General features: G+C 52.2%; 12 protein-coding genes. 2 read left to right on the plus strand and 10 right to left on the minus strand.

Annotated elements, in window-relative coordinates:
• Window positions 1–13: 13 nt before the first annotated feature.
• The 8 genes from ACOQPM_RS03675 to ACOQPM_RS03710 all read right to left on the minus strand — a co-directional run bounded on the left by ACOQPM_RS03675 (window position 14) and on the right by ACOQPM_RS03710 (window position 10,570).
• Window positions 14–1,276, minus strand: coding sequence for a DUF2330 domain-containing protein (locus ACOQPM_RS03675; protein ID WP_420627873.1), 1,263 nt, complete (start codon window positions 1,274–1,276; stop codon window positions 14–16).
• Between the two features lie 90 nt (window positions 1,277–1,366).
• The gene (locus ACOQPM_RS03680) at window positions 1,367–3,088 is read right to left on the minus strand and encodes a M3 family oligoendopeptidase (RefSeq protein WP_420627874.1); all 1,722 of its coding nucleotides are present in this window, start codon (window positions 3,086–3,088) and stop codon (window positions 1,367–1,369) included.
• Window positions 3,089–3,408: 320 nt separating this feature from the next.
• Entirely contained in the window at window positions 3,409–3,858 is a 450-nt protein-coding gene (locus tag ACOQPM_RS03685; RefSeq protein WP_420627875.1) for an ABA4-like family protein, read from the minus strand.
• Window positions 3,842–5,386, minus strand: a complete 1,545-nt coding sequence (locus tag ACOQPM_RS03690) for a phytoene desaturase family protein (RefSeq protein WP_420627876.1) — start codon at window positions 5,384–5,386, stop codon at window positions 3,842–3,844. Before ACOQPM_RS03690 ends, ACOQPM_RS03685 begins: the two co-directional genes overlap by 17 nt.
• A gap of 2 nt (window positions 5,387–5,388) precedes the next feature.
• Complete coding sequence (locus ACOQPM_RS03695) at window positions 5,389–5,865, minus strand: SRPBCC family protein (RefSeq protein ID WP_420627877.1); 477 nt, start codon at window positions 5,863–5,865, stop codon at window positions 5,389–5,391.
• A gap of 237 nt (window positions 5,866–6,102) precedes the next feature.
• On the minus strand, window positions 6,103–7,047 hold the full coding sequence (locus ACOQPM_RS03700; protein ID WP_420627234.1) for an IS110 family transposase: 945 nt from the start codon (window positions 7,045–7,047) through the stop codon (window positions 6,103–6,105).
• Window positions 7,048–7,345: 298 nt separating this feature from the next.
• Window positions 7,346–9,223, minus strand: a complete 1,878-nt coding sequence (gene selB, locus ACOQPM_RS03705) for a selenocysteine-specific translation elongation factor (protein WP_420627878.1) — start codon at window positions 9,221–9,223, stop codon at window positions 7,346–7,348.
• An 87-nt stretch (window positions 9,224–9,310) separates the two neighbouring features.
• The gene (locus tag ACOQPM_RS03710) at window positions 9,311–10,570 is read right to left on the minus strand and encodes a hypothetical protein (RefSeq protein WP_420627879.1); all 1,260 of its coding nucleotides are present in this window, start codon (window positions 10,568–10,570) and stop codon (window positions 9,311–9,313) included.
• A 226-nt stretch (window positions 10,571–10,796) separates the two neighbouring features.
• Between ACOQPM_RS03710 and ACOQPM_RS03715 the strand changes: the two genes are divergently transcribed.
• On the plus strand, window positions 10,797–11,906 hold the full coding sequence (locus ACOQPM_RS03715; RefSeq protein WP_420627880.1) for a glycosyltransferase family 4 protein: 1,110 nt from the start codon (window positions 10,797–10,799) through the stop codon (window positions 11,904–11,906).
• Between the two features lie 72 nt (window positions 11,907–11,978).
• Window positions 11,979–13,193 carry a glycosyltransferase family 4 protein gene (locus ACOQPM_RS03720; RefSeq protein WP_420627881.1) on the plus strand — a complete coding sequence of 405 codons (1,215 nt, stop codon included), beginning with the start codon at window positions 11,979–11,981 and terminating at the stop codon, window positions 13,191–13,193.
• A 10-nt stretch (window positions 13,194–13,203) separates the two neighbouring features.
• On the opposite strand, the gene ACOQPM_RS03725 is transcribed toward ACOQPM_RS03720, so the two are convergent.
• On the minus strand, window positions 13,204–13,995 hold the full coding sequence (locus tag ACOQPM_RS03725) for a trypsin-like serine peptidase (RefSeq protein WP_420627882.1): 792 nt from the start codon (window positions 13,993–13,995) through the stop codon (window positions 13,204–13,206).
• A 218-nt stretch (window positions 13,996–14,213) separates the two neighbouring features.
• A complete protein-coding gene (locus tag ACOQPM_RS03730; protein ID WP_420627883.1) occupies window positions 14,214–15,044 on the minus strand; it encodes a hypothetical protein in 831 nt (276 codons plus the stop codon).
• Window positions 15,045–15,171 lie beyond the last annotated feature (127 nt).

Below are 15,171 nucleotides of genomic sequence, written 5' to 3' on the forward strand. Positions count from 1 at the left end.
ACCTGCTGTCAGATTACTCGGATGTTTTCCTGGAGCGACGGCCGATGAGAATGCCTGCACCTACCAATCCACCAACTAGAGCAGCGCCACCCAAACCCACAATCAAGCCATTGCTGAACCCCTCATCCTGCTGGGTGGGACGAGGAAGGCCACCGTCGTCATCATCGTCATTGCTGCTGCCGCTGTTGTTGCCAAACAGCGTGGAAAAGATGCCGCCGCCCGCTTCACGTTCGCAATCGTACTGCCCCCGCGTATCCGATAAATCATGAATGTTGAATACATTGGGCCGCTCTTCGTAGCGGAAAACTGGGTCTACCGTCATCTCTTCAGGCGAAATCACCGTATTGAGTCGCGTGAGGTAGCTGTGCTTGCCGGCCAGCTCTTGCAGCAGCGGATCGCTAAACTGTAGCTCGCTGGTTGGGGCCGCGTACTCCGTGATGAATGCCTGGCCGTCCATCTCGTCTGCTTTTTCCCCCATGAGGGTGCGGTAGTTGTGTCCGCCAAAAGTGAAAAAGGTGATTTCGTCATCATCAATCTCAAAGTGGCCGTAATTTTCAGGGACGGCCTGCTCTTCGGCGAAGAACCAGGTGAGGACGGCCATGTCTGGGTTGGCAGCAACGGCCGTTAATCGCAGCGGAATCATTGGATTTTCTGAAGGATAGGTGATCTTGATAGGCTGAATATCCTGCACGCCAAACTCTGGCTGTAGCCGCATGGCCATGAAGACAAATTCCTCTTCCACATACACATCAATCAGGGGAATCATCGGGTCTTCGACCACATATTGGTTGTCGCGCAGCCAATTTACCAGCGCATCCGGGTCTTCTGAGCCAATGACCACAAATTGGTAGGGGCCAACTTCGCCCTCGCTAAACACCTCCACGCCGCCACCGTCCTCGGCTGCTTCTGACAACACCACCATCTCATCCAGGGCGCAGTCTGGCAGGGGCGGCGGGATGTATTGGGGATTGGTCATGATTTCTAGCTCGCTGAAGGCATTTGCGGCCGTTTCTGGCACTTCCACAGCATCTGCTTCAATCGGCACAGGAATGGGCAAAATCCAGCTAAAATCAATATCAAAGCCAGTGTATTGAATTTGGATGATGGCGGAAATGGTGCCGTCGCCGTTGTCGGTGAAGATGATGCGCTCGGCGTTTTGGTCAATGGGGTTGGCCAGGCAGAACAAGCCGCCACAGGCAAACGTGGCGTTTGCCGTCGCCAAAAAAATCAGCAGCAAAGAGAGTGGCAGCAGAATGAGGAAACGTTTGAATCGCATAATTGCCTCCAGGGGTTGCACATGCAAAGAAGCAGATGTTCGGGTTTGGAGGCAATTATACCATTTTTAGCTTGGCAACGAATTTGCCAGCTATCTTAGGCGTTTGGCAATTTCAGTTTCTACTAGCGCGACCATCTGGTCAACCATGTCGTGATCATAGGCAAATTGAACGTTGGCGGTTTGGTAGAGGGCGGGCAGGGTTTGGGTGCCGCCCTGGGCTAATGCCCGCCGGTAATCTTCTACTGCTTTGGCTTGATCTTGCATGGCGTTACGCCAAATTTGCAAAGCACCTAGCTGCGCCAAGCCATACTCGATGTAGTAAAACGGGGCGCGGAAGATGTGCTGCTTGCGATGCCAACCTGTCACCAACATGTCTTCAAAGCCGCTAAAATCAATTTGAGGTACGTACATTTGCCACAATTCTTGCCATTTGGCGTCACAGTTAGCAGCAATTACGGCCTCATCAATATGCAGGTATGCCCAATGTTGGAAGGCATCCACAACGGCCATGTATGGCCAAAAAAGGATAATTTTTTCCAGGTGAGTGACAAACCAGCTATCCGCATCTTTCTGGGTGAAGAAGCTCTCGGCGAAGCCCCCTTCGCCATTTGTAGTGATGTACGGCACGGTGAGTAGCTCCATTGCCATGGAGGCAACTTCGTTGAACTCCATTGGGGAGCCTTTTTGCGGTTGATAAGGTAGTTTGTTGCGCTCGAAGTTATGGAAGGCGTGGCCTGCTTCGTGGAAGAGCGTGCGGATGTCTGAGCCGGTGCCGGTGCTGTTCATGAAGATGAACGGCCGTTCCGATGCCGGGTAGTTGGTGCAGTACGCGCCGGGTGCTTTGCCCTTGCGGTTGGGCATGTCCAGCAGATTTTCTTGGCACATGATGTCAAAATAGTTGCCCAGCACGGGATCTACTTGGCGGAAAATGGTGGCGGAGGTTTGGGCGAGTTCGTCGGTGTTGGTAAACGGCCGTAACGCTGGCAGTGCATACAAATAAACATCTGCCTTCATGTCCCAGGGGCGTAGCGTGTCTACCCCCAGCTTTTGCCGATACCGCTCATACACGCGGCTGGCGGCCGGAACCACCACGTCGGCAATGGCCTGATGGAAGGTGGCGGCATCCTCTGGCGTGTAGTCGAAGCGCTTCTTTTGCTGCCAGGTATAGGCGCGAAAATCAGAGAAGCCTGCATTTTGGGCGATTTGGTGCCGCTGCGGCACCAGCTCTGCCCACAGCGCATTGAGCGCCTCGCGGTCTTGCAGGCGACGGTTGGCAGCAAGCCGCCAGCCACGTTCACGCAGATTGCGGTCGGGGTCTTCTAGCTTGGCCGCGAGCTGAGTTAAGGTCACTTCTTCACCCTGCCACGGTACGGATTGTGAGCCGATGATGCGGTTGTACACTTGGCCGCGCTTCATCTGTTCGCTGATGAGCGGTATGTTCTCCTCGGTGAATAGTTCGGCGTCGGCACGCATATTACGCAGCGGGATGGCCATGCCTTCTGGCTCCAGATTGCTGGCCAGCAGACGGTTCTGTAAGACATTTTGCGCTTTTTGAGCGTGTGGGAAAATCTCGTCCAGAAAATGGTTCATAGCGGCTTCGGCCGTTTTGTCGTTTGTGTCTTGGGTGGTGGCCACGCGCAGGCGGGCGGCACGTTCAGACAGCAGGTCGGCGAGGCGGCTCCAGTCTAAAAGCCATTGATGGATGGTGTCGGGCGTTAACGGCCGTTCCTGCAAATCTGCATAAAACGGAGCTGTTTGCTGCCAAGACCAATGGTTGAATTCGTCAATTGTTTGGGGTAGGTGGGTAAACATACGCTCTCCATGGGGAAAAATTTAGAAGCATTCATAATTGCACATCACGCCCCAAGTAACAGACACAGTTTGCGGATGGCCGTCACAAACTGACCGGGCGTTTTGATGGCATAAGGAAATGCCTGTAGCAGAAATTAAAATGAGAATGAGCAGAATGGCTGTGAAAACCAACAAGAATTGTTGCCGAATCCAGTTTACGCGCATTTTCTCTTTTCCTCCTACAAAATAGCCGTAAATCAAGATATTTAATTGAAATAAATCATTTAAATAATTTTAAATAGGAGGAATAATATGGAGGAAGAAAAGATTTGTCAAGCTAATTATGCGTCTATGGGGAGTGCTTCACCGAAGGAACGGCCGTACCAAAGTAGGAAAATCATCAAGCCAAACGGGCCAGTCATTAGCGTAAAAGCAAGGGCGGGAATGCGTACCCAGGTGGGTGCGTTGAAGCGGTGGCATTGGCGGAAAATCCACGCACCCGTAAACAAGTCGAGCGCCAACATGTGTGCCCAGCCCGCCAATGCTCCCTGCGGGCTGCTAAGTCCACTGCGTACACCTTCCAGGCTCATGATGTCTAGCTTGGCTTCACTGCCGCTGCTTTGGTCTTGCCGCACGGCGTTGATTATTGCCAAAACGTAATGGGCAGCGGCAATGCCCAGCACGCTGCTGGAGCGGCTGGCGCGTTCAGTAAGGGAGTGGTTGGGCGCAAACATCATCGCCAGCCAAAGCGGCATGGGGAAGGTGTTGAGGTATTTAAAAAACGTTTCCATTAGGCCCTCCATAAAGATTGTTTGTCGAAACATTAGGTTGCCAGAGGCGAAGCGGCCGTCCCGCCCGACTTATTCGCTCGACCAAATTGGCCACCCGCATCCCGCCTAGCGTAACGCCCGCCGTAGATTGGCCGGGGAAGATGGAATCGCCTACCAGCCAAATATTTTCGATGCTAGTTGATGGCCCCCGTGCCTGCAAGATTGATTTTTGGGGAAATCCACCCACCATGCCAGACGGCCGTCGCGTAAAAAACTCAAATGTCACGGGCGTGCCCGGCAGGCAAAGCGTGATCGCATTCCGCAGGCCGGGCAACGCAGTTTCGGCAGCGGCGAGCAGCCGTTCAGCATATGCTTCGCGGCGGGCGTGGTAGGCGGCTTTGTCATTGTGGCGCAACTGCCACCAGGGAGCAACCGCCGTGTGGGTAGAGAGCGTGACGGCCTGCTGGCCAGTGGGGGCGCGGGTGCTGTCGTTTGAGTCAGAGATGGAGACGAATACTGAGTTGCCTTCGCCTAACGGCCGTTCTGCGTCCACAATAATTTGGTGGTGGCCGGCAGTTTTTGTGGGTAATCTTGCTGACTCGATGCCCAAATACAAAGTAAACGCACCCCAGGTTGCCTGTCGCTGGCGTACCTCACGCGCTAGTTTGGCTGGCGCGTTTTTGCCCAGCAAATCACGCAATGCCCACGGCGTGAGGTTGGCCAAAATGTTGTCAGCTTCCAGGTACAAACCTTTGTTGGTGCAGATGGCTTTGGCACGGCCGTTTTGCATCTCGATTTCGGTTACTTTTTGTCGGAACAGCACTTCGCCGCCATGTTGCCGAATCCAGTTCACCAGCGTGTCGGCTAGCGCACCAATGCCACCTTTTACATGATTCACGCCGCGTCGCGGCAAATCCAGTGCGGCACTGCCGTACAGCGCGTTCGCTTGCTCACTGGTGGTTTGGGCGGAGATGAGCAGTTGGGCATCCACAAAGGCGCGGAAGAGCGGATTGTCTGGGGGCATGAGGCTGCTAATCATGCGGTGCAAGTAGGGTAAAGTGTGTAGCGTCTTTGGGCGGACGGCGCGGGCCAGAGTGTAAATATCGTGTAGCGATTCTGGTGGCCAGGGAAACGGCCGTGACGACACATCCCAAGCAATATCAGCTAACATTTCCAGCCTTTGCCAAAACGATTCGGTGTCAGGGAAAGCCGCTTGCCGCTCGGCTTGCCACTGCTGGGGATCGGTCCATTGGGTAACGGAACGGCCGTCTGGCAAATGCACTATCCAGGCGGGATCAACGGGGTGGATGGGCCATTCCAGGCCGAGCTTCTCGGCAACCTGAGCGTGAGGGCCACCTGGGGCAAAGCCACCAGCCAATGTCGCCCCTGCGTCGAAGCGAAACTTCTTATGGTAAAAGGTGCCAGCACAGCCGCCAGGGTAGACGTGGGCTTCCAGCACGGTTATGCGATGCCCAGCTTTTAGCAGTAGGGCTCCAGCCGTTAGTCCACCAAGACCAGCACCAACAACGACGGTTTGGGGAGCCGGCATCGTTAAATCTCCTCTTTGTACGCTGGGGCGCTGAGTAGCTGGCGCACATGCCAGCGGGTGAGCAGTTTTCGGATGGTAAATAGACCCCATAGACCCGGTTTATTGAACAAAATGCGGGTGAGCAGCCCCACTAGACCGGGTTTGTGGCTGTATTGAATATGTTCGTGGACTTCAGTTTTGTTTAGGGAAACGGCCGTAAACCGATGTGTGTGTTGCCAATGAGCCAACGGCCCCTTGATCTGCATGTCGGTAAAGCCGTTGGGCGACACGTTAGAATGAACCGCCAGCCAGCGTAGCGGCAGCGGCCCAAGCCAAAGCGTAAATTGTGCTTCAGAGCCTTCATCTAGTGGTTCAAAGTGGTGAATCTGCACAAAGATAGGTGGTGGCGACAGTTTTTTTAGGATGCGAGCGTCATGGTGAAAGTTGGAAACGGCCGTTACCGGGGCGTCTACGGTGAATTTATAGTCAAATACAGGCATACATTAAAATTTAACCAATTGCACAGATATTGTCAAGGTATTTTCTGAAACCGGGCAATATTTGGCAGTGAAACTGTGCAAAGCCAATGCTAATGTATGAAAGTTAAAGAATTAAACCGGCAAAAACAATCTCCCCTGTCATGCCTGCGAAGGCAGGCATCCATTCCTGTAAAAGCATGGATTCCCATCTTCGCAGGAGCAACTGTGATAAAAGTCAAGAGCAAAAAGCGCATTTCGTTAAGCTGATATCCAAGCAGAGCCATCACGGACGATGGCATTCAAAATGGTTAACAATTTACGCATACAGGCCGTGAGAGCGACTTTGGGGAGTTTTCCTTTCGCAATCAAACGGTCATAAAAGGCTTTGAGAACCGGGTTATAACGAATGCCTGAAAGAGCAGCCATGTACAAAACAGAACGAACATCTGAACGTCCGCCAAAAATATGGCGTCGTCCGCGAGAACAGCCGCTGTCCCGATTGAAGGGAGCCAGGCCAACTAAGGCGGCGATTTTTTGTCGAGACAATGTACCCAATTCGGGCAATTCAGCCAGCAACGTAAAGGAGGTGACCTGGCCCACGCCGGGCACGCTTTCTAAACTGGTTCGTTTTTCGCGCCATTGGGCATTTTTGTTGATCCAATCATTGAGGTCTTCCTCAATTTCAGCTAATTCAGTAGCTAACCAATCCAGGTGCTTCTCCAAACGAGGCCGCAATTCTGGATTGACCGTGGTGTGCCGATTCTTCTCGGCTGTTTGCATATCGATCAGTTGGCGACGACGCGTGACCAATGCTTTGATGAGCTGCTGGTCTTGCGTCTTCAAAGTACGTACCTCTGGACGGACCGCCTGGGCAAAGCTGGCAATCATCTGGGCATCGATCTTGTCTGTCTTAGCTACTTGCCCTTTGGCACGAGCAAAGTTACGCACTCGTGTCGGGTTGACGACGACAATGGGCAGAGAGGCAGCGGCCAGTTCTGTAACCATAACTTGCTCGAATCCACCGCTGGCCTCAACCACTATCAAGGTGACAGCCGTTTTCGTTGACATTATTTCCACCAGGGTGGCGATACCGGTTGCGTCATTATCGTGTCGCAACACTTCTTCGATTCCCCACTGGGCTAAATCCAGGTGGTTTTTGGAAACGTCAATGCCAAAAAAGGTTTCTTCGGTTTGCTTTGCCATCAGGTACTCCTTTGTGACCCGCACTAGCAATGATACGGACTGCAATGTCCCAACAACTGTTCGGGTTCTCGCTGAATCTCTTGGCTCGGTGACCTGCGCTCCTGCGCGGCTGGTTGCCAATGACATCGGCCTACCAAGCTGGAGCAATCCTAACAAATGGTCGCTTTTTTGGCTGCTTGTTTTATCTTTTTCACGATGGGCCACATCTCCCGCACGGTTTCTTGCACCTAATGACAGTCGGCCTTTCGTCTTTGCTTTATCATACTAATGACAGGTGTAGATTAGTTGCTAATCCAGGTTAAAACGGAACGCGGTTGTCGCCGACGCGGCGGGTGAGGCGGCGTTCGTCCAGGTGCTCTAGCAGGGCGATGGCGTATTTGCGGCTGCTGTTTAGCAGATCGCGCACGCCTGCGGCGTTGAGGCTGCCTTTGGCGGCTAATTCGTCCAGCAGCCGCTGGATGAGCCGCTCGTAGGTGACCTGATCGTACACCACATCGGCCGAGATGGGGCGCAGCTTGCCTAAATCTACCAAAGCAAAGTAGACATCTTCGCCAACGGCCGTTTTGCTCTCCTTGACGCTTGGTGAATTGATCCCAACCCGGCTGAACTCCCGCAGCAATGTATCAATTTTTGCCTGCTGCGCCGTTGAAAAACGCACCTCATGCCCCGGCGCATGAACCAATGCCCCAGCCTCGGTCAGCAACTGGTCGGTGGCTGCCTGAGCCATGAGCGGGTTGAAGACGATGGCTTTGAGCTTGAGGCGGCTGCGTAGCTCCTCGCGGGAGATGCCCAGCCGCAGCGGGTAATTTTTGTGGAAGTCGGCCACCAGTTTGGTAAGCTGGCTCACCAGCGCTTGCCAGCCCGCCTGAGAGATGATCTGCTTTTCTAGCTGAACCGCTTGGCCGCTTTCTACCAGTTTGGTTAGGGCAGATAAGGCCGTTTCCTTATCCAACCCTACCGTCTGCAACAAATTCTGCTCCGACGTGGGTTCCAATCGCCGAATGGTTTGCAAAAGCAGCTCCACCGGTGTACCCTGCGACAATGTTTTGAGTCGTTCTACTGTATCTGGGCGGAAGCGACGATGACGGCGACCCGGATGCGGGTCCAGCACGCACCCACCGCCGATGGTTTCACCAGGAGACGGCCGTCTCAAAATAAAGCGATCTCCCCGCGTAATCGCAACTGGCTCCACGGTGGCCAGTTGCAGCCACCCTTCTTGCCCCGGCTCGATGCGCTCGCTGCCCAACACGCGCACCCGCGCTTGTAGCTCTGCCGCGCCGACAAACAGTTTAACGGCCGTGTTGTGCTTGAGTGGCTGAGTAGCATCTGGCAAATGGCGGTAGGCGGCATCGAACAAAATAGTATGGCCGATAACGCCGGGTGCAGCCACGATGTGGCCCCGCGCCAGATCGTCTTTGTCAATGCCCGTCAGGTTGATGGCCACACGGCTGCCTGGGCGGGCAACGTCCAGCTTGGTTTTGTGGGTTTGCAGGCCGCGTATGCGCCCTTTTAGCCCGGTTGGCTGAATTTCTACCGTGTCGCCAATTTGGAAACGGCCGTCTATCAACGTGCCCGTCACCACCGTACCAAAGCCGGCCAGAGTGAAAATGCGGTCAATGGGGAGTCTAGGACGGCCGTTGTCTGGTCTTGGTGGTGATGCAGCTAACTTCTCCCACAAAATCTGCTTTAGCTCGGCCACACCATCACCCGACTTGGCCGAAACGGGGATAATAGGCGCGTCGGCCAAAGCTGTGCCTTGCAACGCCTCACTCACGTCCAGCGTTACCAGCTCCAACCAATCCGGATCGTCTGCCACCAAATCAGTTTTGGTGAGTGCCACCACGCCCCCGCGCACCTCCAGTAAATCCAAAATAGCCAGATGCTCCCGCGTTTGCGGCATTACCCCTTCATCGGCGGCCACCACAAACAAAGCCACATCAATGCCACCCACGCCCGCCAACATGTTCTCAATAAAGTCACGATGCCCCGGTACATCAACCACGCCCACTTCGGCCTGGGTCTCGCCATCGCCAAGCTGGAGCCAAGCAAAACCGAGGTCAATCGTCATTTCGCGGGCTTTTTCTTCTGCTAAACGGTCGGGGTCAATGCCGGTGAGGGCCTGTACAAGGGTAGATTTGCCGTGGTCTACATGCCCGGCGGTGCCAATTACATACATTTAGGAATATTTTGGGATTGGCCACAGAGAACACAGAGGAAAAAGAGAATTTTCTCAAAAATCTCTGTGCCCTCTGTGGCAAAAAATTTAGTCGAACTCTTCACGCACGGGTACCAGCGCAGGCTGGCGGCGGCGGTTGGGGTTTTGCTGGATTGCTTTCTCCACTTCTTCCAGCCACATGCGCGGGAACTGCTTGAGCGCATCGGCCTGGGCTGTTTGCACCCGCCAGAGCAAATCTTTTTCCTGCTCTAGCTTGGTCAGCTTCTCTTCGATCAGGTCAATCAATTCGCGGATTTCTCGCTCATGGCGGTTTACGGTATTCCAGCGTTGTTCAGTGTCAACAGCCTGGCTTTTCCAGCGTTTGTCGTTTTCATGCCGAAAATCATCCCAGCGGGATTGCAGTCGGCTGGTTTCCACGCGCAAAATTTCAGATGCTTCTCTTTGCTGCTTTTCCAACTCTTCTTGCCAGTTGCTCAGCGTTTGTACGGCCATTTTTGCTTCTTTGTACATATCAGAGAATTTTACAAACTCTTTGTTGAAGTGATCAATCGTATCTTGCTGTTCTTCTAGCACGCGCCGCCAACCTTCTAGCCGCTGGTTGCGCTCATACTCCCCGATTTGGATTTGCTCCATCCAATTTTTGGTGCTTTCTTGCACCTGGTTTTGCTTGTCTGTAATGCCCTGCATAGTAGATTCCAGCCGCAAGATGGCGCTGTTGGCGGTGTCCAGGCGGCTGTAGATGTGCTCCCAGCGCTTGTTGATTTCTACAATGTCGGTTTGCAGATCAGAAATGTTACGATTATTGTGTTTCTCTTTTTCTTCCAGGAAGGCAAAATTACTGTCCCCGTTTTCCAGCCGATTCTTTAGGTTATCAAGCTGGGTTTTTTGTTGTCCGATAAGGTTCGCCAGACGGGATTCTTCTGCGACACGCAGTTCCATCTCGTTTTGCAGTTGGGGAACTTGGCCAATATCTTTACGAAGTTCGGCCGCCTCGCGGGCGTTGGCCTCTTGCTCTACCCGCCGCAGCCTGTCCATTTCAGCCTCCGATTGGATGCGCCGCTGATCGTACTGTTCGATGAGCTGAACCACTTCATCCTTGAATTGGGCGAGTTGTAGGTCAATTTTGGGAATACGGCCGATTTGCGCCGTGGTGCTAGAAAGTTGACGCTCTAAATCCTGGATGCGCTGCTCGCGCCCAGCGATTTCCCGTTCCTGAAGGACGAGCTTTTGCTCCAGTTCTGTAATTTTGCGCGTCTGCTTGCGCCGCTCTTCATCTAGCCAATCGAGTCGGCTTTGCAAATCTTTGATGGCCTGTTCGGTGGCTGCGGTGGTGCCGTTGGTTGCCATAGCTGTTCTCCTGGACTTAAATTTATCCACAGATTACGCAGATTGCATAAGTTTCTTTTGCTGCCCGTGCGTAAAACATTATAACTTGGGCGGGGCAAGTGGGCGAGTTGGGGGGACCCGTATTCAGTAAACAGTAATCCGTAAACAGTGACCCGTCCTGAAGATAGTTGGTGTTTTACTGATGGCTGACCTACTGATTACCGATCACTGGTAGTATAATCCCGCCATGCACATCGGAATTGACGTTCGCCTGCCGTTTTACCAGATGGGGGGCATTAGCCAATATGTTTTGCATTTGTTGCCCGCGCTGGCGGCGTTGGATACCGAGAATCGGTATTCGTTGTTTCACATGGGGCGAGACGGCCGTTCGCATACCCCATCTTCTGCTAATTTCCAGCGCAAAAATGTGGTCACCCCTTGCCATCATAAGCTAGAACGGTGGACGCTGGGGCTAGAGCTGCTGCCGCACCGCCTGGACGTGCTGCATAGCTCCGATTTTATCCCGCCGCAGTGGGGTGGGCGGCGCAAAGTGATCACCATACATGATTTGAACTTCATCTTTTACCCTCAATTTCTAACGCGGGAGAGCATGGCGTATTACGCAGACCAAATTGAGCGGGCGGTGCAGGTGGCCGACCATATTTCAGCCGACAGCCACGCCACGCGGCATGATTTGATTGAGCAACTGCGGGTGCCGCCAGAGAAGATTACGACGGTGCATTTGGCGGCAAATCCTTTGTACGAGCGGGTGTATGAAGAAACGGCCGTTACAAGCACCCTCCAAAAGCACAACCTCCCCCGCGACTTCATTTTATTTGTGGGAACGCTTGAGCCACGCAAAAACCTACCCTTCCTCATTCGCGCCTACAATGCGCTGCTGCAAGAGGGCAAAATTGACGTGCCGCTGGTTTTAGTGGGCGGCAAGGGTTGGCTATATGAAGAAGTGTTCACCACAATTGATGAGCTCGGTTTGCATGAAAATGTGCGCCACTTGACCGGTATTTTTGATGAGCAGTTAGCCCATCTTTACCACGCTTCCGGGGTGCTGGTGACGCCATCCCATTACGAAGGGTTTGGCCTGCCTGCGCTGGAAGCGATGCACTGCGGCTGCCCAGTCATTGTCAGCAATCGCGGATCGCTGCCAGAGGTGGCTGGCGAGGCGGGGATGCAGTTGCCGCTAGACGATGAGGCCACCTGGACCGACGCCTTGCGCCATGTCCTCACCGATTCTGACCTGCGCCAGAAGATGATTGCGCGGGGCTATGCCCAGGCGAAAACGTTTAGTTGGCAAAAAGCAGCCAAAATGACATTGGGGATTTATGAATCGGTAATTTAACCACGGAGAGCGCGGAGAGCGCGGAGAAGATAAAAAACTCCGCGCCCTTCGCGCCTCTGCGGTAAAATGCTTATGAAAATTTTACTGCTGACGCCACAATTACCGTACCCGCCACACCAGGGCACAAGTTTGCGAAATTTCCACATTATTCGCGGACTGGCGCAGGCCTGTGAGGTTTCGTTGCTGAGTTTTTTAGAGCCTGGGCAGACGATTGAGGCAGAAAAAATTGCGCCATTGGCCAAATTGTGCCAGCGGATTGAGACGGTGCCTGTGCCGCAGCGCACGACAGGCAAACGGTTGCAGCAGTTGCTTGCCACCCGCCGCCCAGATATGGCGCATCGGCTGTTTAGCCAGGCGTTTAACGTGCGGCTGCTGCAAATGTTCCAGGCTGATGATTTTGACATTGTGCAGATCGAGGGGATTGAAATGGCTCGCTATTTGCCGGTGATTCGCCAAGGTAGCCCGCGCAGCAAAATCGTTTTTGATGATCACAATGCCGAAACTGAATTACAGCGGCGCAATTTTTTGACCGATTTGCGCCAGCCACGCCGCTGGGTGGCCGCAGCATATTCGGCAGAGCAAGTGCGGCGGCTGCGTAAATTTGAGCGGTGGGTGTGCCAGCAGGCAGATTGGGTTACGGCCGTTTCTTACCCCGACAAGGCTCAACTGGAAAAATTGACTGGCGGTAAAACGCCTATCACCGTCATCCCTAACAGCCTGGATGTGCAGCAGTTCCAGCTTGAGGCGGCGGAAGCGATTCACAGCGACATTGTGTTTAGCGGCAAGATGGATTACCGTCCGAATGTAGATGCAGTGCTCTGGTTTTTGGATGAGGTATGGCCCAAAATTCGGCAGGAACGGCCGTCTACCACCTTCACTATCGTCGGGCAAAAGCCACATGCCCGGTTGGCGCGGCTAAAAAATGAGCCGGGCATCACGCTCACCGGATGGGTAGAGCGAGTAGAATCGTATCTGGTGGGGGCAAAGGTGTTCATTCTACCATTTCGCGTAGGTAGCGGCACGCGGCTCAAGCTAATTGAGGCGATGGCGGCGGGCAAGGCGTTGGTGAGTACGGCCGTTGGCGCAGAAGGTTTCCCAGTGCAGCACGATCGTGAGTTGATGTTGGTAGATGAAAGCGGGGGGTTTGGAACGGCCGTTTTGCATTTGCTAGAGAATCCAGATGAGAGAAAGCGACTGGGGCAGACCGCCCAACAATTTGCCCAACAGTACGATTGGCGCGTTGTTGTGCCAAAGTTTTTAGAGGGGTACGGCCGTCTGCTTGCATAATTGATGATAATTAACCGGACAAATCTTCAGCCCACTTTAGCAAATTGCTTTGGACTTCCCAATCGAGACGGCGGCCGGCATTTACATTTAACGATTTATCAATGACAAAATACCGAGAATGAATCCCAATTACAGAGAGCATCTGACTACTTTTTGTCGAGCCTAAGATTGGGCTGCCGCTATTGCCGTCAAAAGTTGAGGCATTGTGAAAGAGGAGCGGGTCTTCAAAACTGCCATTTTTAAGCTCGCCAGGCGCTCGCCACAATTCATCGCAGGTTCGGCTCTTGTCTCCAGGGTACCCTTCTAGAACGATCTTTCTATCTGAGATTTGGGCATCAAATTCCAGTGGCATGGGTATAAGTGATTCATCTTGCTTGTTTATTTTTGCCAAAGCATAATCATACAAGAAGTAATTGTTTGTCGTCCCGTTGCTAAACTCCTCAGGAAAGCGCCAATTAGTGATTGTGAAGTTCCCTAACAGACTCATACTGCCGGACAAATTGTTTAATCCTAAACTGAAATTGGCTTTTAATGCTTTTTTATTTGTGGACCGATCGTAGAAATTGTGGGCCACAGTTAAGATGAAAGGTTCCTCACTCATCTCTACTAAAAAACCTGTTCCAAAGCCAACATGCCTCTCATCCCACCAAGCTGTAATTTGGCCAATCGAGTAAGAAGGGAAAACCTTTACATTTTGAACTTGTTTACGAAGCTTATCTGTTTCAGGAAAAACGACTTGGGTGCCGTTTTGATATTGATTATTTCGGATATTGCTTTTGGCAACTTGAGATTTATGGGTCATTTCTTAGATCCTCAGGACAAACATGAACCCGACAGGTTTTTGAAAGAGGGAGCTTGCCAGGTCTCATGCTAAACTTGTGTGGTGGAATCTTAGTGCTTTGTTGACTAGGATTCTGTCGGTTGCCATTCCGAGTGAGACGAGAAACCTGACAAGGGGCAGCAGAAAGAATTCTCGTCTCAGCTCGAAATAGCACGGACTCTAATCAACTTAGCAGCGCTCTAATGAATGGGCGACAAAACTTTTGTTAAGTCATGCTCTACCTCAAACTCGCCTTTAAAGAAGGTGTTTGCCTTATCGATTTGGGCCTTACGTTTGCTGCTGATAAATGCCCGGAATTCTTCATAGATTTCTTTATCTTCGAGGGCTTTATAATCGAATAAGGATGTGGTTTCCTGATAATCGAAATTGACCTCTATTTTTTCATAAGAGGCACAAGCAATAGTCAGTTTCCAATTCGATCTATCAAAATGAATCTGATACATTTTGATTTTAGGTAAATAGACAATTTGGTCCCCTACTTTTAAGACCTCAGAAACTACACAGACCGTAACAGTATTGTATGAATCATCGTTATCTTCCACGCCAAAACGAATCGCGTCACCCTGAGTGCTAAGGAATTTCCGGAAGCTTGCTAATGCGTCTCCTTGTTGAGAAACAACGTCCATAATGAACTCGATGAAACTAGTAGCAATTTCAACGCCTTCCATATTTCGTGAATATGTTTTGCTTTCCAGTTTGGATGGCCCCATGAGCGGCAAATAACCGAGAACCTCATGCCATAGCGCAGGGTCTTTTTTCATCTCGGGATTCTTGTTGTCTGCTGCCAGCTTATTTATATGGGCGGTGGCAATAGAGGTTAAGGCGATGAGGTCTTCACTGTTTTCAACAATCTTTTTCTCTACATCGGGGTCGCCAACCAACTCCGAGGCAATGATAAATTGAACCAGGCCATCTTTATCTACATAGTTGACCGTTTCATCATTGTCAAAATCATCTTCAAAATACTGATTAGCTATCTGCAACTGCTTAAGGTATTGTGTGCGACTCATTTTTATTCTCCTTAATAAATATTGTGGCACTGCGGTGACGCTGTGCCTTGTTGAAGTTGTTGTAAGGAGCGTATTTGAAAATTGTGACCAATTCGTGACCAGTTCAGGCTGTGCTGGGTAAATTTTG

It is taken from the genome of Candidatus Leptofilum sp. (assembly GCF_965223525.1).
Classification (GTDB): domain Bacteria; phylum Chloroflexota; class Anaerolineae; order Promineifilales; family Promineifilaceae; genus Leptofilum.